Below are 22,441 nucleotides of genomic sequence, written 5' to 3' on the forward strand. Positions count from 1 at the left end.
AGGTCTCATAACCCTTTTGATGAAGTTTATGGGGTGAGCTGCTTGAGGGAAAACCTCACGAGCAGTTCTTATGGGGAGGGGTTGGAAACGGGTCATAACTGATACCGCGCCAGTTCTTTACCCGACAAATTTTATTTAAAACGTGGAAGTCATTCTTTCAAATCCATCATTGTAAAAAGATAAAACCAGAACGATTGGAGTGCCATTTATATGGTCAATTGATTGCCATTCTACTCTGTTCTTCTATCATGTTTCAAATGCGCCAATTGCTCCTCATGAAGAAAAAACGAGAGCTTAGTGAGTATAAAGCAATATATATGATTAAAGACTATTTTCTTCTTCTATTCCAAACTATTCAAAAAGACACCCAAGAGCTATCAAAGGTGTTACTTCGCCTGTTCAATCTCCTACAGCAAAACGGGCGGAAATCTCATCGATATGAGAAAAAAACGGTCTTTGATATATTAGGTGTCGTTTACAATTGTACCATGTCTGATAATCAAGCCGCTTAATTCAAAAAAGTGAAACCCATTAGGGTTTATTTCGTATGCAAATTTTTAAATTACCTACACTTGCCCTTTAGAAAAAAGAAACAATCTCGCCTAAAATTGACTTTGCATAAGCTTAGCTTGATAGCGATGTGGTGCTACCCCTTGATAGACTGTAATATCACCCAAAATAGTAGAAATGGTATAAGTACCCATACACATCCATTAACAATTTAATAGACTGAGAATATAAAGTAGTATAGTACCTCAAAAAATTAAATAAACGAATTAGGAGTGTTATATCATGTCATTTGGAATTGATGTGAGTCACCATGAGGGAAATATTGATTGGAATGAAGTAAAGAATGATCCAAATCAAGTAAACTTTATGATTGCAAAAGTAACAGAAGGTTCTGAGCAAGGCACCAATTTTGTCGATCCAACCTTTCAATACAATATCAATGGTGCAAATAGTGTTGGCATCCTTACAGGAGCTTATCACTTTTTTCGGGCAATCTCTGTTAATGATGCAAGACAAGAGGCTGCTTTCTTCATTAAAAATTTACAGAGCGTAACATTAACTGCACCTGTATTTGTCGATGTAGAAGTTAATGATGCAAATTTAGATCCGGATACATTAACAGATGCTGTGAATGCATTTTTAACAGAATTGAAAAATGCAGGGTATACAAATACCGGCGTTTACAGCAATCTATATTTCTTTCAAAATAGTCTAAACGTTTCACGCTTACAAGATACTTTATTGTGGGTTGCACGTTATAATCCAAGAGGCGCAGGAATGGAATGTGATATTTGGCAATACACAGATACCGGAAGTGTACAAGGCATTAATAGCAATGTCGATTGCAATATATCCTATGTGGATTTGGATAACGGGAATAATAACAACAATGGACCTAATAGCTCCTATATAGGAATTGCTACTATCGCAGGTGATAATGTGAATTTACGAGATCAACCTTCTATGAGTGGCAATGTCATTGGAACATTGCATCGTAACGAGTCCTATAAAGTATTTTACGAACAAAATGGCTGGTTAAACTTAGGTGGGAATGAATTTGTTTTTTATGATCCTAGTTATATTTGTTACTGTAACTATATAGGGATTGCTACAATTACAGGCGATAATGTAAATTTACGAGATCAACCTTCTATGAGTGGCAATGTGATTCGAACATTACATCATAACGAAGCTTATAAAGTATTTTACGAACAAAATGGATGGCTAAACTTAGGCGGAAACCAATTCATTTACTATGACCCTAGCTATATCGATTATCAATTACTTTCTGCATGTTCCGATTGTTAAATAGTGGACAACCTCTACTAGGGGCAGCTGAGATACGTGCATCTCAGCTGCCTCTCTCCTTTTTACTCTACACCTTCTTCTGCTACGATATCACTTTCTAGATTTTCTCTTGATAATTCATCTGTCATAAAAAATAGATTCTAACCTTGAAATCCAATTGTTTTTCGCTCCCTCAATAAGATGTTCAATCACCCATAAAGAGTTTATTCTTCCTGGACCATTAGAATAGTTTATTAGGGGATCGCCGCATGTCCATCAAGCTATTATTTTGAGGTATCCTCATTTTTTCGTATTGAGGAACATTATGTTTCTTAAGGTGATAGCAATAGGGTAGCACCACATGCCCATCAACTTAAGAATTTTATAACACCCCCAAAACAAAAAAATTGTATATTTTCACATGAAGATGTCAATTTTCTCGTTTTGGGGGTATTTGTATTTCTTATCTTGATAGTGATGGAGTAGTGCCACACAGCCATCAACTTAAGAATTTTATAACGCCTAAAAACAAAAAATGAACTAAATTCCTATGGATAACTATAAAAGGATAAAATTTTCGTTTTTGGGGGACTTAGAATTCTTAACTTGATAGCGATGTGGAGGTACCCCTTTAAAGAGTTGTTGTATTTTAGACTCAATAATCATTAATCCCTCATGCCTCCTTACAGCGGGAATGATAAGGCATTTTTTATTTACCCAATTACCGAGTTCTCAAATGTTTTAAATAGTTATCCAACCCCTAATCACCGAGTATGTTTATTTCTCTAAACCGTTGTCCATAATAATAAATAAAGACAAACCCTTTATCCTTAAGATACAAGCTCTTTCTCAAGAGTATCAAACTCGGTGATTAGGGTAGAGTGGTATACCATCACTAATTAGATGTAAATAGTTATTAATGTCTTTTTATGAATAACTGGTGCCAGAATTTATGAACACTAACTGGATAGAGAATTGTGAATTGGTTCACTTAAAGTAATGGGGGCGTTAGTTCAACAACAAAAAATAATGTTGTTGTGGTAAATGAGGTCATTTGTGGTACAAAAAAAGGATAGAACATACAGAATTATTCTGTCTGTCACTATCCTCTTCTTTTATTCTTATATAATGTGTAACATTATATGTCTATTCTTGTTAAGACAAGGATTGATTCAAATTTCTTGAAACTAAATAAAAGAACCGTGCTTCATCCTTTTTGTTCGAAATCAGTTAAAACTGGAAGCAAAGGTAACTTAATGTTCCAAGCTCATAGCTACGATGAATGACTTTCCCTTCAGCATTACCACTTCCCATAGCGATGAAAAGAGGGACAAAGTGCTCTGCTCTTGGAACGGCTAAACGGGCGTGAGGAGCGGCAGTTTCCCAGTTAAACAATGAATCTTTATCGTTATTTTGCATATGATTTATAATCCAATCATCAAATTCAACAGCCCATCGTTCAGGAGTCACTTGATCCCATTTGAGTGCACGTAAATTATGGACAGTAACACCGCTGCCGATTGCTAAAATATCCTCTTGACGAAGTCCTTGAATCGCTTGTCCAATTTCATATTGCTCTTTTGCGGGAAGGAATGGATTTACTGAAATTTGAACGACAGGTATATCAGCTTTTGGATACATACGATGTAATAGTGTCCATGAACCATGATCTAATCCTCGAGTTGTATCTTTGTGAACGGGAATCCCGTTATTCTTAAATTTTGTTTCTAGCATTGTTGCAATGGCTGAAGAACCTTTTGCTTTATATTTTATTTCATATAATTCAGGAGGGAATCCGCCGAAATCATAAATTGTTTCATATTCATTATCTGAAGATGAGATAGTTAATACTTCAGTTTCCCAGTGTGCTGTAAAAATAACAATTGCTTTTGGTTTATATGTTTCTCCAAGTGTTTTTAGAAAACGTGTATAATCTGTATCTTGAATAGCAAGCATTGGTGAGCCGTGCGCTAAAAATAATGATGGCATCATAAGTGAAACCTCCTAAAATATATTAATTACTTTATGTAAGTAACTATAATATTTAATTTGTTGTTCGTCAAGATAATGGTTTGAGTCTTTGCTTAGAAAGTGCAGTGTTTGTCATAATACAAACAATTGCATATAATACATAGTAAGAAGAATGAATAGTGATTCATTTTTTAGATATATAGATTGCTATTGTTAATAGATTATATAGATTTGGGGGCCTTCAAAATGGACATACAGGAAAGCTTTATTACGGTATTGGATGGATCGGAAATTTATTTGCGTAAGTGGCTGCCGGAAAGTGAAATTCGTGGAATTGTACAGATTGCACATGGTATGACGGAGCATGCTGGTGTCTATATAGAATACATTGATGCCTTATTGAAGGCTGGTTATGGTGTATATGCTCATGATCACCGGGGACATGGAAAAACAGCAAAACAAGAAGAGGATTATGGCCATTTCGAACCGAATGTTGGCTGGGATCAAGCTGTTTCTGACATAATCTTTGTATCGGAACTTATTCGTAATGAACATACTTGTCCGCTCTTTTTATTAGGTCACAGTATGGGTTCTTTCTTATCTAGACGTACTGTACAACTTCGTGGTGACCTATATGCTGGATTCCTTATTTCTGGGACAGGTGGAAACCCTGGATTTTTAGGTGTACTAGGTCATAAAGTGGCAACGATTGAAATGAAGCTTCGCGGCACAAAAACGAAAAGTCCAATGTTGAACTTTTTGTCATTTGGAAACTTTAATTCCAATTTTAAACCGAATCGGACAAAGTTTGATTGGCTTTCTTCAGATACAAATCAAGTTGATAGATACATAGAAGATCCGTTATGTGGTTTTATTTGTTCAACGAGTTTTTACCGTGAATTATTTAGTGGTATGCTGGAAGTGAATAGACCAGAAGAATATAAAAAAACGCCGAAAGACCTTCCTATACATATTTTTTCCGGAGATCGTGATCCAGTGGGAGATATGGGGAAAGGCGTAAAAGAAGTATACGATATGTATAAAAATTGCGGTGTGAAAGATGTAACACTTCGCCTATATGAAAATGGAAGGCACGAAATGTTCCATGAAGTAAATAGGGATGAAGTATTTCAAGATTTGATTTCTTGGTTAGATGAACATATTATATAAAAAGAAACCTCACTTTTGTTGTAGTGAGGTTTCTTTTTGGGAATTTGGAGGGAAAGCATGAGTGAATTTGTAAATAACGAGTATATAGAAATAGATTTTCGTGATGTTGCTATAAAAGAAGAGGAATTAAAAAATTGTACATTTATAAAGTGTCGTTTTAGAGGTGTAGATGCATCAGAAATTGTAACGGAAAATTGTAATTTCATAGAATGTGACTTCACAGGCGCTCTTTTTAATGCTTCAATTCACCAGGGAAGTACGTTTGCAAATTGTAAATTTTCTGGAGCGAATTTATTTGTTTCTAAGTTTGAGGAATGTAAAATGACGGGTTCTGATTTTGAAGAGGCGAATTTAGATGGAATAACGATTGTATTTGGCGATTGGTCATATACAAATTTAAGATTTGCGAATTTAAGTAAACAAAAATTAAAGGGTATTCGCTTAGTTGAAGCGGATCTTTGTGAATGTAATTTAGAAAAAGCTGATTTACGTGATGTTGATTTAACAGGTGCACAATTAGGAAAAGCGAAGCTTATAGGTGCAGATTTAAGAGGAGCTGTAGTGGATAGAATTGACTTTAGAGCATTTGATTTACAGAATGTAAGATTGGATATAACGCAGGCGGTTGCTGTGGCGAGGTGTTATGGAGCGAAGGTAGATTAAAATGATGAGAGAACTCTTACTATGATAAAGTATCAGTAAGGGTTCTTTTTGTAATTTAAAGGAAAGGGAGAGGGGGAAATGGTAGTGAGGAAAGCATTATTAAACGAGGCAAATGAACTAAGTCATATAGCACTAGCATCAAAGGCAACTTGGGATTACAGCGAAGAATTTATACTAGCATGTAAGGAAGATTTAACGATTACGGAAGAGTATATTAAAAATCATTACGTATATATTTTAGAAAATAAAGGAGTGAAAATTGGTTTTTTTTCATTTCAACGAAAAGAAGAAGATGTTCTCGATTTTTTATATTTACATCCAAATTATAAGGGAAAGGGTTATGGTAACATTCTATGGCAAAGTGTCGTAGAAAAAGCAGTTGAATTAGGAATTAAGAGTTTTACAATTGATAGTGATCAAAATGCGAAAGGCTACTACATGAAAATGGGTGCAAAATTGATTGGAGAGACACCTTCAACAGTTTTTAAAGATCGTGTTCTGCCACTTTTGCAATATGATGTATAAAAATGAGTATACATGGGAGATGCTGAAATGGATGGTTTTGAAATCGCACAAATCTACAAGATTTTAATGAAATCTTGGTCACTTGAAACAAGTTCAAAGTGGACGATAGAAAATCCGGCAAAAGGGCAATGTGGTGTAACAGCACTTGTTACACATGATTTGTTTGGAGGGGAAATAAAAAAGACGCAAGTTGGCGAAGATTGGCACTTTTACAATGCTATAAATGGAAAGCGATATGATTTTACCGCAACACAATTTTTTGAAGAGATAGCTTATATGGATATTCCTTCTAATAGAGAAGAAGCATTTGCAGACACAAATGATAGGCAATATTATGCTTTAAAACAGAAAATGCATATCTTTATGCAATAGAATTTGTTTGAAGTGAAATATCTTTTGACTCTTAATGTCCAATGAGTTACTATAATGGTGGTAACTTTTTAAAGGGAAACTACTTTATAGAGTCGAGAGGGGAAATACTTTTGAAAACAGCTTATGTAAGCGCTACGATTGCAACGCTAAATGAACAGAATGAATTGTTTGAAAACGGATATATCATTGTAGAAGATGATAAGATTATAGAAGTACAAAATGGAGAATTTTCTAATCGAAATCAAGTGGATCAAGTGATAGATTTGAAGGGAAAGTGGCTATTTCCAGGTCTTGTGAATACGCATACACATGTTGTGATGAGTCTTTTACGTGGCATTGGTGATGATATGTTATTACAGCCGTGGCTTGAAACAAGAATTTGGCCTCTTGAAAGTCAATTTACGCCAGAGCTTGCTGTTGCTAGTACAGAACTTGGTTTATTAGAAATGGTAAAAAGCGGGACAACAACATTTTCTGATATGTTTAATCCAATCGGTGTAGATCAGGATGCGATTATGGAAACGGTTCGTAATAGTGGAATGCGAGCAGCGGTTTCAAGAACTTTATTTAGTTTTGGAACGAAAGAGGATGAAAAGAAAGCAATTCAAGATGCTGAAAAATATGTAAAACGATATTACAGTGAAAACGGCATGTTAACAACGATGGTTGCTCCTCATAGTCCATATGCATGCTCTACCGAAATGTTAGAAGAGTGTGCGAGAATCGCGGTGGAAAACCATACGATGGTTCACATCCATCTTTCAGAAACAGAGCGTGAAGTACGCGATATTGAAGCGCGATATGGCAAACGTCCTGTAGAATATGCAGCGAGCTGTGGTTTATTTAAGAGACCGACAGTTATTGCACATGGCGTTGTGTTAAATGAAGATGAGCGCGCATTCTTAGCGGAACATGACGTTCGTGTAGCACACAATCCAAATAGCAATTTAAAATTAGGGTCTGGTATAGCGAATGTTAAGGGAATGTTAGAAGCGGGAATAAAAGTTGGTATTGCAACAGATAGCGTTGCATCTAACAATAATTTAGATATGTTTGAGGAGCTTCGAGTTGCAACTTTATTGCAAAAGGGTATTCATAAAGATGCGACTGCATTACCAGTTGAAACAGCTCTTTCACTCGCAACAAAAGGAGCGGCAGAAGTCATTGGGATGAAACAAACAGGTTCCATTGAAGTAGGAAAGTGTGCTGACTTTATTACAATTGATCCATCCAATAAGCCGCATCTACAGCCAGCAGAAGAAGTGTTGTCACACCTTGTGTATGCAGCAAGTGGAAAAGATGTATCTGATGTTGTAATTAATGGGAAACATATTGTGTGGAATGGTGAATGTAAAACATTAGATGAAGAGCAAATTATTTTTGAGGCAAGTCGTTATAAACGAGGATTGGAGATGTAGTTGAAATAGAGGAATTGATAACGAACGCTTCCCTTTTTAATAAAATACAAGAGGGAAGCGTTTTTTTTGTGAATTTTATGTGAAACGAATAAATATTCAATAGAATATCACGACTTTATACTGGTCCTTCTGTTATAATGTATAACGTTTTATAATATTATTTGAATTTAAGGAGAAAAATTCATGAAGCAGAAAAAGAGCCGCTTACTAGTAATTACACTTGTCACATCTTTGATTTTATCGGCTTGTAGTAGTACAGCGAATAAAGTTAATAAAGAGGATCAAAAACAAGTGTTAAATGTAACAGTATCAGAAGAAATTCCTTCTCTTGATACAGCGAAAGTGATGGATGGTACATCATCACATGTGATGCAAAATATATTTGAAGGGTTGTATGTGCTAGATAATCAAGACAAGCCCGTACCTGGTGTGGCGAAGTCATTTGAGAAAAGTGAGGATGGGAAAAGATATACATTCCATTTGCGTAAAGATGCAAAATGGTCAAATGGGGAATCGGTAACAGCACATGATTTTACTTTTTCGTGGAAACGGACATTGAGTCCTGAAACAGCATCTCAATATGCATACATGCTATTTTATATAAAAAACGCACAAGAAATTAATAAAGGTACATTGGCTACTGATCGACTAGGAGTAAAGGCATTAGATAATTATACGCTAGAAGTACAGTTAGAGCAGCCTGTCCCTTATTTATTGCAATTATTAGCGTTGCCTATTTATTTACCACAGCATGAATCATTTGTGAAAGAACAAGGAGATCGTTATGGATTAGAACCAGATAATCTTATATATAATGGAGCGTTTGTGTTAGAAAAATGGAAGCATGAACAAGAATTTCAATTGAAGAAAAATGATACATATTGGGATAAGCGGAAAGTGAAGCTAGATGAAATAAACTTTCATATTATAAAAGATACAATGACAGCTGTAAATTTATATGAATCTGGTAGTCTTGATCGAGTACCTATTAATTCTACATTTGTAGACCAATATAAAAACAATAAGGAGCTACATGTGTCAAGTGATCCTGCTATAGCTATGCTTCGCTTTAATGAAGGGAATACTTCACTAGCAAATAAAAAACTTCGGCAATCAATTTCTTTAGCAGTAAATAAAGAAGAGCTTATAAATCACTTTATAAACAACGGTGCATCTCCTGCGCATGGCTTGATTCCAACAGGGTATAAGAATGAAGTAACCGGGAAAGATTTTCGAAAGGAAAATGGGAATATTGCTGATTACGATTTAGAAAAAGCAAAAGAACTTTGGGAAGACGCGAAAAAAGAGCTTGGCACGGAAAATGTTACAGTGGAGTTCTTGACATTTGAGCAAGATAATGCAAAACGTATAGCTGAATATATAAAAGGAGATTTAGAAAAGCATTTACAAGGTTTAACAGTGCAGATTAAACAGCAACCATTTAAGCAAAAATTACAACTAGAACAAACAGGGCAATATGATATATCTATGGTAGTATGGGGACCAGATTACAAAGATCCGATAAATTATTTAGAATTATTTACGACAGATAGCCCTAATAATAAGATGGATTACTCAAATTCTAATTATGATGATCTTATAAAGAAAGCAAAATATGATATTGTACTAGATCAACAAAAAAGATGGAAAGCCTTACAAGAGGCAGAACGAATAGTATTGGAAGATGCGGCAGTTGCTCCTCTTTATCATACTGGTTCAGCATATATACAGAAGGAGCGTATAAAGGGCATTGAGAAGCATCAATTTGGCGGTGTATACACGTATAAACATGCTTTTATAGCTGAAAAATAAAAATACTGAGGTGGAAAAGAGCTAATTGCTTGATACAGAAATATTAGCTCTTTTTTAATTGGTTTTTGAATCATTTTAAAACAAATTTAGAAAAAGCTTTTTCAAGGGAAATGTTGTATTTAAGTTTGAAAATTATATTTTAGTTAAAGTAAAGGGATTGTGTTATTCTTTTTATTAAACAGATTTTAGTAAAGAATAAACGTTTGTATCATATGGAATTCCATTTTGATACATATAATTTTGTAGAACTCCTTCTTTTTTAAACCCTAGTTTTGTTAACAATTTATTGGATGATTCATTTTCAAGAAAAACAATCGCTCCAATACGTGTTAAATGAAGTGTATGGAAACCATATGATATAACTTGAGAAACTGCTTCAGTAGCATAGCCATTTCCCCATTGCTCAGGGAAAAGTGCATAACTTATATTTGCTCTTTTATGTTCAGAAGACCAATCGTGAAAACCGATTGTTCCAATAATGCCTTTCGTCCCCTTTCGTTCAATTCCCCATTTCATACCATGTTTTTCATTGTAACTTTCTGCAAAATTTCTAATGATTTGTTTTACCTGATCTATACTTTTTAATGGATTTTGACCATAGTAACGTAATACATCTGTATTAGAAAAGCAATTTAATATACTTTGTGCATCAGATTCTGTAAGTTCTCTCAAAATGAGTCGTTCTGTTTCTAATATCGGAAACATTTTTTCACTCCTTTTTGTATAAAATTTATTTATTATTCTATATTAAAATCAGAAAAAACAAACTTTTAAAATATTGATCGTGAAATAATTATAATGAGAACTTTAGAAACTGACTAAAAAGAAATGATAATTCTCTTTTGCTACATGTTAATATAATTTTATGGAATATATTTCAAATGATTATGGAAGAGGATGGGTTATGAAACAACAATCTATATTAATCGTAGATGATGACGCTGATATTGTTCAATTAATTGAAGTACATTTACGCCAAGAAGAGTTTCGTGTTTTAAGAGCTTACACTGGGGGAGAGGCATTAAATATTTTAGATATAAATGATATACAACTGGTTATTTTGGACATTATGATGCCTGCCATGGATGGAATTGAGGTATGCCGAAGAATAAGAGAACGGCATACTATTCCTGTTATGTTCTTAAGTGCAAAAGCGACAGATATAGATAAGGTTATTGGACTAAGCACAGGCGCAGATGATTATATAACGAAACCATTTAGTATGATGGAGCTCGTAGCACGGGTGAAGGCACAATTAAGAAGATATACATATTTCAATCAAGTGCCAAGCGAAGTGCATAAAAACAAAATTAAAATCAGAGGTTTGGAGATAGATGAATTATCTAGAAAAGTGATGTTGTACGAGAAAGCTATTAATCTTACAAAAACGGAATACGATATATTACATCTTATGGCTAAAAATAGAAACCGGGTATTCACATTAGAAGAAATATATGAAAGTATTTGGAGAGAAAGAGCTCATGAAAGCAATAATACTGTTATGGTTCATCTTGCAAGGTTAAGAAATAAGATAGAAGAAAATCCAAAGAAGCCAACAGTTATACAAAATGTTTGGGGAGTCGGTTATAAAATTGAAGACTAAATTATTGCAAGGGATTAGGATGAAATTTTTTCTTGTTTTTATAAGTAGCATTTTATTCTCTACTATTTGCATTATAGTATTTCAAAGTTTGGCTGGAAGTATGCATGAGGATGTTATGAGATTAGAAGAAGAATATTCTTTTATTTACTTTGTTATTTTTCTCATTTTAACTTCGCTCTTTTTTCTACTATTATCAAAGAATATGATGAAAAGATTGGAGCAAATCAATCAGGGTGTGAAACAGATAAGTAAAGGTAATTTGGAAGTACGTATACCCGTTTTGAAAAGTGATGAGATTGGAAAGTTAGCGACCGATATTAATGGGATGGTAAAAAGTTTAAAGAAGTCGATTGAAAAAGAAAAACAATCACAAGAAATGAAAAATGAAATGATTCATAACATCTCTCATGACTTACGAACACCTGTAACATCTTTAATAGGTTATGTTGATTTAGTGGAAAGTAAGCTTTATTCCAATATAGAGGAATGTGATCAGTATGTAGCGGTATTAAAGCGAAAAAGTGATGAGTTAAAAAATCAAATAGATGATCTACTAGAATATTGTCATATAAACTATAAGGAACGTCAGTTACATAAAGAAATAATAGAGGCTAAACCATTAATAGAACAAATCATGATTGATTTTGTACCGCAATTAGATGAGGAAAAGATGCATTTTGACATTGAGTGTAAACAAACTGTACAAATTGAAGTAGATATAAAATTAATCATAAGGCTAATGCAAAATGTAATCAGTAATAGTATTTTATATGGGAAGTCTGGAAAGAAAATCGTTATTGAAGTGTTAGTTGAAAACGTGAATGCCCAAATAAAAATAAAGAATTATGGACCACGCATTTCAGACGAAGACATTCCGTATGTATTTGAAAAATTTTATCGTGGAGAAAAGTCAAGGAATGCTCATACTGGTGGAAAAGGAATGGGGCTTGCTATCGCTAAAAGTATTGCTCACATCCATGAAGGTGATCTAACAGTGGATAGTAATAAAGAAGAGACAACATTTACTATCATTTTACCAAGATATAAAAGGAAATCGTAAGAAAGTCGTAAGTATTTCTTTCATATGTCGTAAAGTCTGTTCTGTATCATAGCGAATGAAGATATGGAAACGGAGGATATAATATGTGGAAGAAAATTATACTTACTATTTTTGTTGCAATTTTGTTGATAGGTTGGAGCTTAATTTATTTAGCTAGGGGCATTGTATCTATCTTTGCTTGGTGGGGAATACAAGCTTTTAGTTTCTTTTCTATCGTAATTTTTATCATCACAATGACTACAATTATTTGGATTTTGTTTTCTAGAAGACGTATAGATAAAACAATTATTTTTATTTTGATTCTATCTGTAGCTGGAGCTTGGCCAGCAGGATGGTTTGTTGGAATAGGACAAATTGCTTATCCGGCAGATGTTCATTCTGCAACTCCAAAAGCAACGATTCGTCTTCCATTGAATCAAACTGCATTAGTAGGATGGGGAGGAAATCGACTTGAAACGAATTATCACGCCTGGGCACCAAATCAACGTTGGGCATATGATTTTCTCGTTCCACCAGCGGGAATAAAAAGCTCAAAATTAGAAGATTACGGTATATATGGGGCAGAGGTAGTAGCTCCGGCTTCTGGAACAGTTATATCGATTAATACTGATGAACCTGATTTGAAACCAGGAACTGATGATTTTGATTCTATGGCTGGTAATCACATATATTTACGCTTAGATGAAACAGGAACATACCTTATCCTTGCTCATTTGAAGAGAGGATCGGTACTTGTGAAAGAAGGACAACACATAAACGAAGGAACAGTGGTTGCGAAAGTTGGAAACTCAGGAAATTCCAGTGAGCCACATTTACATATTCATCATCAACGGCAAGATCCATCCAAGACGAGCATGTTTCTTTCGGAAGGCTTACCATTATATTTTCGGGATATTGATGGGCACGCTATGCCAGAAGGTGGTATTCGTGTGAAAAATGGAAATGCGGTGCCAATAGGTGATGTGATTTCACCTTTAACCTAAAATAAATCCCCTTTGTTTAAGCAAAGGGGATTTATCATGGCATCTTATAAAATAAAAATCAAAAACATAATAGCTTTATTGTCCAGTAAATGTTTGATACAGTAAGAAAATATTTAAAGCGATAACTAGAGCCGCGATTAACCAGGCAATTGCGCTTGTAATACGATGATTAACTAGCACGCCCATAATTTTTTTGCTACTTGTAAACATAATAAGAGGTACTAATGCAAACGCGATTCCAAATGATAATACAACTTGACTCATAACAAGAGCGTAAGTTGGATTCACCCCTAAAGCAATAATAACAAGAGGCGGAATCATTGTAATAAAGCGTCTTACATATAAAGGAATATGCATGCGGATAAATCCTTGCATAATAATATCACCAGACATTGTACCGACGGAAGAACTAGATAAACCAGCAGCCAACAATCCAATTCCGAAAAGGCTGGCCGATACAGGTCCAACTAAATTGCTAAATTCATTAAAAGCAACGTCTAAATCTTTAACATGTAATCCGTTTTTGAAGAACAGGGCAGCTGCTACGATTAGCATACTTGCGTTAATTGTTCCAGCAATCACCATTGCAATAATGATATCAATGAATTCAAAGCGAAAAATCTTTTTGCGCTGTTCATCTGTTGTTCCAACTACGCGGCGCTGCGTTAAAGCAGAATGTAGATAAATTGCATGTGGCATTACTGTTGCACCTAAAATCCCAGCTGCAAGTAAAATACTATCTACACCCTGAAATTTAGGAATAAATAGTCCCGAAAGAAGGGGACTTAGCTCTGGTTTCGCATAAAACATTTGTACACCAAATGCAACAACAACAATAAAGACCATCCCTGTAATAACAGCTTCTAATGGGCGGAAGCCTCTGCGCTGAAATTCAAGAATAATGAATGATCCGATTGCTGTGATTAAAGCAGCAGGTAACATTGGAATGCCAAATAGCAAATATAATCCTAAAGCAGCACCGATAAACTCGGCTAAATCAGTAGCCATAATAACGAGTTCACCCTGTATCCATAAACCAATTGAAACGGGTTTTGGGAAATGTTCGCGAGCAACTTCTGGAAGGTTTTTACCAGTAGCAATCCCGAGTTTCGCTGATAGAGACTGAATTAAAACGGCCATTAAATTGGAAGCGAGAATTACCCAAAGTAGTAAATAACCATATTGTGATCCAGCTGCAATATTTGTAGCGAAGTTCCCTGGATCAATATAAGCAACAGATGCGATGAATGCAGGTCCTAGAAAAGGTAATAATTTTTTTAGTCCCTTAGTTTCACCACTTAAAGCTAGATGAGCAGATTGAACGGTTGTACTTTGAGAAGGGACGTGTTCATCTTTTGTTATATTTTTATTCATAGTAGTTTTCCCCTTTAGTTTCTTAGCATGATGCAATTATTGTATTTATTCTTACTATCTATTTCAATACATTTAGATGTTTTAGTTGATTTTTTTATTTGAACACAAATGTTTCCTTAATGCAAATTATATGACTGTGTACAATAAAAGGTGTACTTGAAATAACTATGTAATAAAAATAAATAAATAGCTAACATACAGTTATAACTTTTGGGATTGTAGGAAAATTAACCTATAATATGGAATGGAAAAGGCTGTTTTTTAATTGTAAAACAGGGATTACAGCATATTAATTGCTGGAAACCAATTTGTATGTTATATAATATATTGGGATTACATCACAACTCTATTGGATTGTGATGTAATCTCGTTTTTCATTTGCGTTAACTTATAGGAAAACATTGTAAATAGGAGAAAGTTATTTGAGCAATAGTTAACATATCTTTTCTTATTCTTATATGTTCCGATATGATCGTTAACTTATACATGATTTTAAAATATCGAATTAGATAGGTGGTAAAAATAAAATGTCAAATACAAAACCATACAGAGTGTTACTGTACTACATGTACACTACAATTGAGAATCCGGAAGAATTTGCTGCTCAGCATTTAGAATTTTGTAATTCACTTGAGTTAAAAGGAAGAATTCTTGTAGCAGAAGAGGGGATTAACGGAACTGCTTCAGGTACTGTTGAACAAACAGAGGAATATATGGAAGCAATGAAGAACGATTCACGTTTTGATGGAATCGTGTTTAAAGTGGATGAAGCTGATGAACATGCGTTCAAAAAAATGCATGTGCGCCCTCGTTCAGAGCTTGTTACACTTCGTTTAGAAGATGATATCAATCCGAAAGAAACAACAGGTAAGTATTTAGAACCAAAAGAGTTTTGTGAAGCAATGAAGGAAGAAAATACAGTTATCATAGATGCAAGAAATGATTATGAATATGAGCTAGGGCATTTTAGAGGCGCGATTAAACCTGATATTAAATCATTCCGCGAACTACCAGATTGGATTGATGAAAATAAGGAAATGTTCGAAGGTAAAAAGATTTTAACATATTGTACAGGTGGTATTCGCTGTGAGAAGTTTTCAGGCTGGTTAGTGCGTGAAGGCTTTGAGGATGTAAGTCAGCTTCACGGCGGAATTGTAACGTACGGAAAAGACCCTGAAGTGCAAGGTGAACTATGGGATGGACAATGTTACGTATTCGATGAGCGTATTGGTGTACCAGTAAACCAAAAAGAACATGTTATTGTTGGGAAAGACCACTTTACAAAAGAACCATGTGAGCGCTATGTAAATTGTGCAAATCCAGAATGTAACAAACAAATCTTATGCTCGGAAGAAAATGAAGAGAAATATTTACGTGCATGTTCACATGAATGCCGTGTACACCCGCGCAATCGTTATGTAAAAGAGCATGAATTAACAGAAGAGCAAGTGGCTATCGCATTAGAAAAAATTGAAGAAGAAAATCAAGTGAAATTAGGATAATCGTTTTTTTTTAATCGTTTTAACCGAGAAGCCCCTCTCCTCTAATGGAAGTGAAGGGGAGGGGAGTTCACTTCTATTTAGATGATGAAAAAAATTACACATTGCTCGTTTGAAACAGCTTGCTTATATAAATCCTTAATTTCTAAAAAGTAACTATAGGTATATTCTAATATTTCATCCGGGTCATCACCTTCAACAAGTGGATAAAGCTGTTCATCCATTAATTCTTGAAAGTTGTACATGTTGTTGAAATCAGATTCACTTAAATCTTTTATTGCAGAATAGGTCTCTTCGACTTCACTAGCTGTAAGGTAAAACGTACCGAGAGAATCGTTATCTATGATGGAATCATTAAGCGGTACGACATGTCCAAGCGGTGGTTCGCCTCCGCCAATCTCACCACATAAAATATAATGAAGTAACTGCCATGACTTATCGATATCTAAATCAGATTCTCTAAAATAAATATCTAACTCGTTATTTTTGATTTTACTTAATTCCTCATCTGTAACTAATATATACTGTCCAATCATCCCCATAATAGCCAGCTCCTCTAAAGATTTTGAATTTAGTATATCATATTTTATGTAGGTGTTTTTTGGGGATGGAAGAGGATTTTAACTTATTTATAAGATATGAGAAAATATAGATTACTTCTGGTGAATCAAAACAAGGGAAATGTTTAAATAAAAGAGTAGGCCATAAAAATTTGTGGCCTACTCTTTTTATAATCATTCATTTAGATGTTAAAACGTAATTGTTAAAAGGAGGTTTCTGCGTTTTTTCTTCTTGAAATTTTGATTTTTATGGTGGAAGTAAAGCTTTCGTATTATTGATATTCGCTAAAAAGAAGAGAAGCTACTTACTCTTGTTATAATCAGATCTTGTTAAACCATAAACAACAGTATCTTCATACACTCCCCAATACAAACAACTTTGTTTAAATGTTCCCTCATGTTTCAATCCTAATTTTTGCATGACTTTAGAAGAGGCTGGGTTTTTAGTAAAAGCATCGGCGTAAATACGATTTAGCTGTAATTCTTCAAATGCATATGTAACGATGACCTGACCGGCTTCTGTACAGTATCCTTTACCCCAATATGATTTACCCAGCCAGTATCCTAGTTCTCCTTTATTGTGTTTTTTGTTAATAAAAAGGTAAATACAACCGATGAGCATATTTTGCTCATTAACCATTGCAAAGTGAAAACTGTCTCCCTTATCCATAGCTGTATGAGTAGAGGTAATCCACTCTTCTGCCCAGCCATCTGGATAAGGGTGAGGAATAATTGTAGTAGTTTTCGCAATCTCTTTATCGCCTGCTAATTCTTGAACTCTCGGAGCATCATCTAATTCAAATGGGCGTATCGTTAATCTTTTAGATAAGAACATTGGATATTGCATTTCTTCTCATCCTTTCTAACTATACAAGTCTTTACTAAGTCTATAATACATAATTTTAAAATAAAACCTTATTAAAAAGTTGAATCTTCTGTTTAATTAATGAGTCAGATGTATAATATAGTTATGTTACAAGGAAGTAAAATTTTCATGTTTGGAAAAGGGGAGTTCTATATGCGTATTTTAGTACTAGGAGCTGGAGGAGTCGGGGGGTATTTTGGAGGCCGTTTAGTAGAAAAAGGGGAAGACGTTACTTTTCTCGTTCGTAGTGGACGAAAACAACAGCTTGAGAAAAATGGTCTTGTTATTCGTAGCATAAATGGAGATTTCTCCTTTATACCACAATTAATCATAAAAACTGAATCCGCAGATCCATTCGATTTAATTTTATTTTCAACAAAAACTTATCATTTAGAAGAAGCAATAAACGATTTGAAGCCATTTGTTGGTGAGAACACAATTATTATACCACTACTAAATGGTATAGCCCATCTATCTGTATTACAACGGGTATTTGGTGAGGATAAAGTTATTGGAGGTTTGTGTTTTATTGAAACAACATTAAACGGTGAGGGAGATGTTGTTCAAACTAGCTCTGCTGACCGACTTGTATTTGGGGAAATTAAACATCTACATACAGAGCGAATATATGGGATTGCCGATGCATTAAAGGGTACAAAAGCAAGTTTTGTTTTGAGTAATCATATCGTGCAAGATATGTGGCATAAATATTTATTTATTACTGTTATGTCAGGTGTGACTACGCTAATGCGCGCACCAATAGGACCAATCCGTGAAAGTGATGGGGGACGGGACTTGATTCGGAATTTATTTGAAGAAGCAGCACAGATTATGAAAGCATCTGGAGCCCCAATTCAGGATAATATTGTTGACGAACATATGAAGACGATCGATAAGATTTCATATGATATGAAATCTTCTATGCAGCGGGATATGGAGAAAGATTCACCTATCGAGGGGGAGTACTTACAAGGATATTTGTTAAAATTAGCAAAACAATTTCATATAGATGCGCCATTGTTAAAAATTATTTATCAAAATTTAAAAGTTTATGAAGAGATGCTGTAAGCGAACATTCCAACAGTCTATAGAGAGATTCGTAGACCTGCTGGTGTGACGGGTTTTCGAGGAGACATTTCCAAGTGAGTTACTGTAAATGAGATATAATTGGCTTGTTGTCTCTTGAAACAAGCTACAGCATAAGGAGAGGTGATTACATTGATTAAATTTGTCCAAGTTATGTTCGGTAAACCTTGCAAAAAAGGTGATACGTTCCAAATTAAATTTGCACGTTTTGTTTATTGGAGTGCAATTGTGGGCTACTTTTTTGCGGTGATTCTTTTTGGGATAGCTTCACTTTTTAATAAAATATTCATTCCATCCCTTGTAGGCTCTTTGTTGTTTCCGTTTATATTTAGATTGGTTTATTATGTGAATTTAAAAATGAATGGTCTCGAAAAAGAAGGTGGATATAAAAAAGTACAAATCAGGTAATTGTATATGAACATTCAATATTTTATCCCGCTATTCGCCGATAGTAAGACTCTCACCTTAAAGTTCAACGAAAGGTTGGTTTATAAAAGCGGCTGTGTCACAAGACTCTGCTGATAAATGGCGCGCTGAGGTAACACCAGTAACAGGAAAACGCTTAATAGAAGCGCAACGTATTACAGCTGGATATATCCATTTATGGTTTGATATGTACGTGAATCAATAAGAATTGAACTACCCCCACCTTCACTTCGTTTAGAGGAGGGAGTCTTCTCGGTTAAAATGATAAACTTACACATGACACAACTTAATAGAAAGAGAGGAGCTCTTACCAGAAAGGCCCTCTCTTTCTATTAAGTTCATTCGATCAATCTGTGTATTACAATCATGTTTGGTATACCAATTGTCTGTACAACAAGGATGTCTTTATTAAGATACGGCAACGATTCTAGGAATAATCCACCATATCTAAGAATTTTCCCATTTATGTTTCGAATTTGCTGGTATTTTTACACTATCATCAGCTTCTAATAGATATTGTTCTTCATTTTTTTAAATTAAATTATCCATAATATTTAAAATGAAAAAATTTCTTCTTCTAAACTATAGAAAAGAAACTTTTTACTTTTGAGATGTTTTTATTTTTAAATTTCTGGTGATACGGTGGTACCTAAAAAGATAAATAAGAATATTAGTTTTCGAGAGTAGATATAGGAAGATTTACATTGATTGTCGTTCCTTTACCTACCTCACTTTCAATAAGTATCTTTCCTTGGTGCTTTTCGATCATTTTATAACAGATCATTAATCCTAAACCGATACCATCTTCTTTAATACTATAAAATGGCTCTCCTAGGTAAGGTATACGATCTTTTTCAATTCCACATCCGTAATCAGTAAATCGAATGTTTACCTGGTTTTTATCAGGTATATATTCGATTTGAATCAAGACTTCCCCTCCCATTGCTGTCGCTTCAATCGCATTTTTTAAGATATTTATAAAAACTTGCTTTAATTGATTTCCTTCACAAAGGATGAATGAAGTATCAGATGTAAACTCAGTTGTAATTTGTATGTTGTTCATCATTGCTTGAGGCTGAAGTATCATTACAACTTGTTTCATTAATACATTAAGATCATTTGTTTTAATTTCTAACGCCTGAGGCTTTGCTAGTGCCATAAATTCATTTGTAATACTTTCTATTCGCTCAATCTCTGATAACACGATATCTATATAATGTTCATTTTTCTTATTTTCCGATGATTTTAGTAAATGCATGAATCCTTTCATTGCTGTTAAAGGATTGTTAATTTCATGGGCAATTGCAGTGGCTAATTGACCAACTACAGCAAGTTTCTCTGATTTTCGTAATAATTCCTCTGTTTTTAACCGCTCAGTGATATCTCGAGAGATACTCAAGAAAACGTTTTTGCCATTCAAGTTAAAAACACGGACACCAAACTCAGTTGTTATTGTTTTTCCTGTTGGAAAAACAAATTCATCTTGCAAAGTGAAAGAAGTTTGCCCTTCTCTAATTTTTTTTATTACTCTTTTGACCATTGGAGAATCTGGCGGAACGGTACTAGGAAATGGCATTGAGAGAAGCTTCTCTCTACTATATCCAAATCTTTTACACCCAACAGGATTTACCTCTATAAATCCTGTTGGAAATTGATCCTCATTCAGCTCTACTACATATACTGCGTCAGTTGCTTGTTCGATTAGTGCACGGTATTTCATTTCACTGTCTTTTAATTGTTGATGTAATCGATGGAGTTCTCTTTCTGCTTGTTTCCTTTCAGAAATGTCTCTACAAATTCCTGATAAAGCAATTACATTGCCCCTTAAATCTAGAATGGGTGAAACCGTCAAGCTTACATCAATTAGAGTTTTATCTTTTCTTTGTCTAACTGTTTCTAACCTAGTAATAACAGGGTCTTGTATATTGGTATTTTTAATATTTTTTATAAATTCTAAAGTTTCATTCATTAAAAAATCAGGTATGCAAGGTAATTTTTTTCCCAAGATTTCTTTTTCTGACCATCCAAATATCTTTTCATAAGCTTTATTGGCTTGTATCATATGTCCATCTAAATCAAATATAGTGATAGCATCTACGTTATGATTAATAAATGATTCCAGCCGATCTTTCGTCACCTTTAGTTCATCTTCCGCATTTTTTCTTTTCGTTATATCAACAGTAGAACCAACTACCTCAATAACTGTTCCTTCTCGTTTAACAGGCCTAAGAGAGAAAAGTATAATAGTCTCATCATTGGGCCATGGCAGTTCGAAACTGACTTCTTCACCATCCCATGCCTGTTGATAATATTTTAGTAGTCGAGGAAGTAAATGAAATGAAATAATGGAAGAATCTATGGTAAGTAAACTTCTTCCTACCACTTGTTCTGAGTGAAACCCATGTTGATAAAATAACTGCCCATCACACATAGTATGAATAAAATTTCCATTTACTTTTTTAAATTTAAAAATACCTCCTTGCAATTCATGTACGGTATCCCTTAATTCTTGCTTGGATTCTAGTAATGTTTCATTCGCTTTAGTTAAATTTTGTGTTAAACAATATAATTTTTGATAGGACTCCATAAGAAAAATACAGATCAATAGTCCAGAAGATATAAATAATGTACCTTGAATGTCAAAAAGTATAAGAGGTATAGAAGGAAAAAAGAATCCGAATACCAAATGGATCATAGCTATATAAACAGCTAGATAGAGAAAGACTCTCTTAAAGGGATGAAGCTTCTTGAGATAAGTTTCAAAAATAGTATATATAGTAGCTATTCCTAAAGAAACAATCAAAGATGGTCCCCAATTACCACCAAGATAGAAAATGCGCATAATTATAATAAATGTTATTGTAATCCAACCGGCCGTACGACCAAAATAAATGTACGAAATTATAAGAGGAGCCATTCGGAGATCATAAAACAATCCCATGTGCTTAAAATTAAAGACCATCAGAATAGCAGCTATGATACCGGCAACTACTCCTCCGTATAGCCGGTTTAATTTAGAATTAATATTCAAAATCAACACTCGAATGAATATAGCTGAGCTAACTAGGAAAGCAAAAATAGATAGATTAATGAAGAATCCTTTGAAAATCATGTAATATTCCTCCTCCCATTGAATATATTCGACAAAAAGTAAGGAAATCCTACAAATAAAACGGGTTTTAGATTTAATATTTCGAACAATAAGGGTATTAATAGGGGAACTGATAGAAGTAATCGATGGGTCTAGATATATGTAT

The 22,441-nt window shown here is 34.2% G+C and carries 19 protein-coding genes and 2 pseudogenes; 15 read left to right on the plus strand and 6 right to left on the minus strand.

All coding sequences use genetic code 11. The features are described 5' to 3' along the window. Nucleotides 1–125 precede the first annotated feature (125 nt). Both ORL93_RS15790 and ORL93_RS15795 read left to right on the plus strand, forming a co-directional pair. Nucleotides 126–512 (plus strand): annotated as a pseudogene (locus ORL93_RS15790) (IS4 family transposase); the annotation flags it as partial. A gap of 280 nt (nucleotides 513–792) precedes the next feature. Continuing rightward, nucleotides 793–1,818, plus strand: coding sequence for a GH25 family lysozyme (locus tag ORL93_RS15795; protein WP_018765629.1), 1,026 nt, complete (start codon nucleotides 793–795; stop codon nucleotides 1,816–1,818). A 1,209-nt stretch (nucleotides 1,819–3,027) separates the two neighbouring features. Here ORL93_RS15795 and ORL93_RS15800 read toward each other — a convergent pair. Next, nucleotides 3,028–3,789, minus strand: coding sequence for a DODA-type extradiol aromatic ring-opening family dioxygenase (locus tag ORL93_RS15800; RefSeq protein WP_018781421.1), 762 nt, complete (start codon nucleotides 3,787–3,789; stop codon nucleotides 3,028–3,030). Nucleotides 3,790–4,014: 225 nt separating this feature from the next. On the opposite strand from ORL93_RS15800, the gene ORL93_RS15805 reads away from it, so the two are divergent. The 6 genes from ORL93_RS15805 to ORL93_RS15830 all read left to right on the plus strand — a co-directional run bounded on the left by ORL93_RS15805 (nucleotide 4,015) and on the right by ORL93_RS15830 (nucleotide 9,728). Further along, nucleotides 4,015–4,938: an alpha/beta fold hydrolase gene (locus tag ORL93_RS15805; RefSeq protein WP_265959195.1), complete on the plus strand. Its 924-nt coding sequence runs from the start codon at nucleotides 4,015–4,017 to the stop codon at nucleotides 4,936–4,938. 57 nt (nucleotides 4,939–4,995) lie between these two features. Beyond that, entirely contained in the window at nucleotides 4,996–5,601 is a 606-nt protein-coding gene (locus ORL93_RS15810) for a pentapeptide repeat-containing protein (RefSeq protein ID WP_018781419.1), read from the plus strand. Nucleotides 5,602–5,679: 78 nt separating this feature from the next. Further along, nucleotides 5,680–6,126: a GNAT family N-acetyltransferase gene (locus ORL93_RS15815; protein WP_265959196.1), complete on the plus strand. Its 447-nt coding sequence runs from the start codon at nucleotides 5,680–5,682 to the stop codon at nucleotides 6,124–6,126. Nucleotides 6,127–6,153: 27 nt separating this feature from the next. Then, complete coding sequence (locus ORL93_RS15820) at nucleotides 6,154–6,498, plus strand: YunG family protein (RefSeq protein WP_040119406.1); 345 nt, start codon at nucleotides 6,154–6,156, stop codon at nucleotides 6,496–6,498. A gap of 41 nt (nucleotides 6,499–6,539) precedes the next feature. Then, nucleotides 6,540–7,916, plus strand: coding sequence for a bifunctional S-methyl-5'-thioadenosine deaminase/S-adenosylhomocysteine deaminase (locus tag ORL93_RS15825; RefSeq protein ID WP_176524588.1), 1,377 nt, complete (start codon nucleotides 6,540–6,542; stop codon nucleotides 7,914–7,916). A 183-nt stretch (nucleotides 7,917–8,099) separates the two neighbouring features. Further along, a complete protein-coding gene (locus tag ORL93_RS15830; protein WP_097794134.1) occupies nucleotides 8,100–9,728 on the plus strand; it encodes a peptide ABC transporter substrate-binding protein in 1,629 nt (542 codons plus the stop codon). 174 nt (nucleotides 9,729–9,902) lie between these two features. On the opposite strand, the gene ORL93_RS15835 is transcribed toward ORL93_RS15830, so the two are convergent. Then, the gene (locus ORL93_RS15835; protein ID WP_097794133.1) at nucleotides 9,903–10,433 is read right to left on the minus strand and encodes a GNAT family N-acetyltransferase; all 531 of its coding nucleotides are present in this window, start codon (nucleotides 10,431–10,433) and stop codon (nucleotides 9,903–9,905) included. A gap of 199 nt (nucleotides 10,434–10,632) precedes the next feature. On the opposite strand from ORL93_RS15835, the gene ORL93_RS15840 reads away from it, so the two are divergent. The 3 genes from ORL93_RS15840 to ORL93_RS15850 all read left to right on the plus strand — a co-directional run bounded on the left by ORL93_RS15840 (nucleotide 10,633) and on the right by ORL93_RS15850 (nucleotide 13,374). Beyond that, nucleotides 10,633–11,331 carry a response regulator transcription factor gene (locus ORL93_RS15840; RefSeq protein WP_097794132.1) on the plus strand — a complete coding sequence of 233 codons (699 nt, stop codon included), beginning with the start codon at nucleotides 10,633–10,635 and terminating at the stop codon, nucleotides 11,329–11,331. Continuing rightward, a complete protein-coding gene (locus ORL93_RS15845; RefSeq protein ID WP_265959197.1) occupies nucleotides 11,297–12,391 on the plus strand; it encodes a sensor histidine kinase in 1,095 nt (364 codons plus the stop codon). The genes ORL93_RS15840 and ORL93_RS15845 overlap by 35 nt, the downstream gene beginning before the upstream one ends. An 83-nt stretch (nucleotides 12,392–12,474) precedes the next feature. After that, entirely contained in the window at nucleotides 12,475–13,374 is a 900-nt protein-coding gene (locus tag ORL93_RS15850) for a M23 family metallopeptidase (RefSeq protein WP_098161033.1), read from the plus strand. Between the two features lie 75 nt (nucleotides 13,375–13,449). Here the strand turns inward: ORL93_RS15850 and ORL93_RS15855 are convergent, their stop codons facing one another. Next, nucleotides 13,450–14,748, minus strand: a complete 1,299-nt coding sequence (locus ORL93_RS15855; protein WP_265959198.1) for an Nramp family divalent metal transporter — start codon at nucleotides 14,746–14,748, stop codon at nucleotides 13,450–13,452. A 527-nt stretch (nucleotides 14,749–15,275) separates the two neighbouring features. Between ORL93_RS15855 and trhO the strand changes: the two genes are divergently transcribed. Next, a complete protein-coding gene (gene trhO / locus ORL93_RS15860; RefSeq protein ID WP_097794129.1) occupies nucleotides 15,276–16,250 on the plus strand; it encodes an oxygen-dependent tRNA uridine(34) hydroxylase TrhO in 975 nt (324 codons plus the stop codon). Nucleotides 16,251–16,327: 77 nt separating this feature from the next. On the opposite strand, the gene ORL93_RS15865 is transcribed toward trhO, so the two are convergent. Both ORL93_RS15865 and ORL93_RS15870 read right to left on the minus strand, forming a co-directional pair. Next, entirely contained in the window at nucleotides 16,328–16,789 is a 462-nt protein-coding gene (locus tag ORL93_RS15865) for a YfbM family protein (RefSeq protein ID WP_097794128.1), read from the minus strand. Between the two features lie 319 nt (nucleotides 16,790–17,108). After that, nucleotides 17,109–17,654, minus strand: coding sequence for a GNAT family N-acetyltransferase (locus ORL93_RS15870; protein ID WP_097794127.1), 546 nt, complete (start codon nucleotides 17,652–17,654; stop codon nucleotides 17,109–17,111). Nucleotides 17,655–17,825: 171 nt separating this feature from the next. Between ORL93_RS15870 and panE the strand changes: the two genes are divergently transcribed. From panE to ORL93_RS15885, 3 genes and pseudogenes are all read left to right on the plus strand, one after another. Beyond that, on the plus strand, nucleotides 17,826–18,740 hold the full coding sequence (gene panE, locus ORL93_RS15875) for a 2-dehydropantoate 2-reductase (RefSeq protein WP_097794235.1): 915 nt from the start codon (nucleotides 17,826–17,828) through the stop codon (nucleotides 18,738–18,740). Between the two features lie 150 nt (nucleotides 18,741–18,890). Further along, entirely contained in the window at nucleotides 18,891–19,166 is a 276-nt protein-coding gene (locus ORL93_RS15880; protein WP_018765378.1) for a hypothetical protein, read from the plus strand. A 64-nt stretch (nucleotides 19,167–19,230) separates the two neighbouring features. Next, nucleotides 19,231–19,389 (plus strand): annotated as a pseudogene (locus tag ORL93_RS15885) (phospholipase); the annotation flags it as partial. Between the two features lie 465 nt (nucleotides 19,390–19,854). Here ORL93_RS15885 and ORL93_RS15890 read toward each other — a convergent pair. After that, the gene (locus ORL93_RS15890; RefSeq protein WP_018781408.1) at nucleotides 19,855–22,296 is read right to left on the minus strand and encodes a PAS domain S-box protein; all 2,442 of its coding nucleotides are present in this window, start codon (nucleotides 22,294–22,296) and stop codon (nucleotides 19,855–19,857) included. Nucleotides 22,297–22,441 lie beyond the last annotated feature (145 nt).

Source organism: Bacillus sp. DHT2 (assembly GCF_026241455.1).
GTDB lineage: Bacteria > Bacillota > Bacilli > Bacillales > Bacillaceae_G > Bacillus_A > Bacillus_A pseudomycoides.

Excerpts from the sequence above, each read along its gene's own strand:
- ORL93_RS15795 (WP_018765629.1), top strand. The coding sequence starts at position 793 with ATGTCATTTGGAATTGATGTGAGTCACCATGAGGGAAATATTGATTGG.
- ORL93_RS15800 (WP_018781421.1), bottom strand. The coding sequence starts at position 3,789 with ATGATGCCATCATTATTTTTAGCGCACGGCTCACCAATGCTTGCTATT.
- ORL93_RS15805 (WP_265959195.1), top strand. The coding sequence starts at position 4,015 with ATGGACATACAGGAAAGCTTTATTACGGTATTGGATGGATCGGAAATT.
- ORL93_RS15810 (WP_018781419.1), top strand. The coding sequence starts at position 4,996 with ATGAGTGAATTTGTAAATAACGAGTATATAGAAATAGATTTTCGTGAT.
- ORL93_RS15815 (WP_265959196.1), top strand. The coding sequence starts at position 5,680 with ATGGTAGTGAGGAAAGCATTATTAAACGAGGCAAATGAACTAAGTCAT.
- ORL93_RS15820 (WP_040119406.1), top strand. The coding sequence starts at position 6,154 with ATGGATGGTTTTGAAATCGCACAAATCTACAAGATTTTAATGAAATCT.
- ORL93_RS15825 (WP_176524588.1), top strand. The coding sequence starts at position 6,540 with ATGAGTTACTATAATGGTGGTAACTTTTTAAAGGGAAACTACTTTATA.
- ORL93_RS15830 (WP_097794134.1), top strand. The coding sequence starts at position 8,100 with ATGAAGCAGAAAAAGAGCCGCTTACTAGTAATTACACTTGTCACATCT.
- ORL93_RS15835 (WP_097794133.1), bottom strand. The coding sequence starts at position 10,433 with ATGTTTCCGATATTAGAAACAGAACGACTCATTTTGAGAGAACTTACA.
- ORL93_RS15840 (WP_097794132.1), top strand. The coding sequence starts at position 10,633 with ATGAAACAACAATCTATATTAATCGTAGATGATGACGCTGATATTGTT.
- ORL93_RS15845 (WP_265959197.1), top strand. The coding sequence starts at position 11,297 with ATGTTTGGGGAGTCGGTTATAAAATTGAAGACTAAATTATTGCAAGGG.
- ORL93_RS15850 (WP_098161033.1), top strand. The coding sequence starts at position 12,475 with ATGTGGAAGAAAATTATACTTACTATTTTTGTTGCAATTTTGTTGATA.
- ORL93_RS15855 (WP_265959198.1), bottom strand. The coding sequence starts at position 14,748 with ATGAATAAAAATATAACAAAAGATGAACACGTCCCTTCTCAAAGTACA.
- trhO (WP_097794129.1), top strand. The coding sequence starts at position 15,276 with ATGTCAAATACAAAACCATACAGAGTGTTACTGTACTACATGTACACT.
- ORL93_RS15865 (WP_097794128.1), bottom strand. The coding sequence starts at position 16,789 with ATGGGGATGATTGGACAGTATATATTAGTTACAGATGAGGAATTAAGT.
- ORL93_RS15870 (WP_097794127.1), bottom strand. The coding sequence starts at position 17,654 with ATGCAATATCCAATGTTCTTATCTAAAAGATTAACGATACGCCCATTT.
- panE (WP_097794235.1), top strand. The coding sequence starts at position 17,826 with ATGCGTATTTTAGTACTAGGAGCTGGAGGAGTCGGGGGGTATTTTGGA.
- ORL93_RS15890 (WP_018781408.1), bottom strand. The coding sequence starts at position 22,296 with ATGATTTTCAAAGGATTCTTCATTAATCTATCTATTTTTGCTTTCCTA.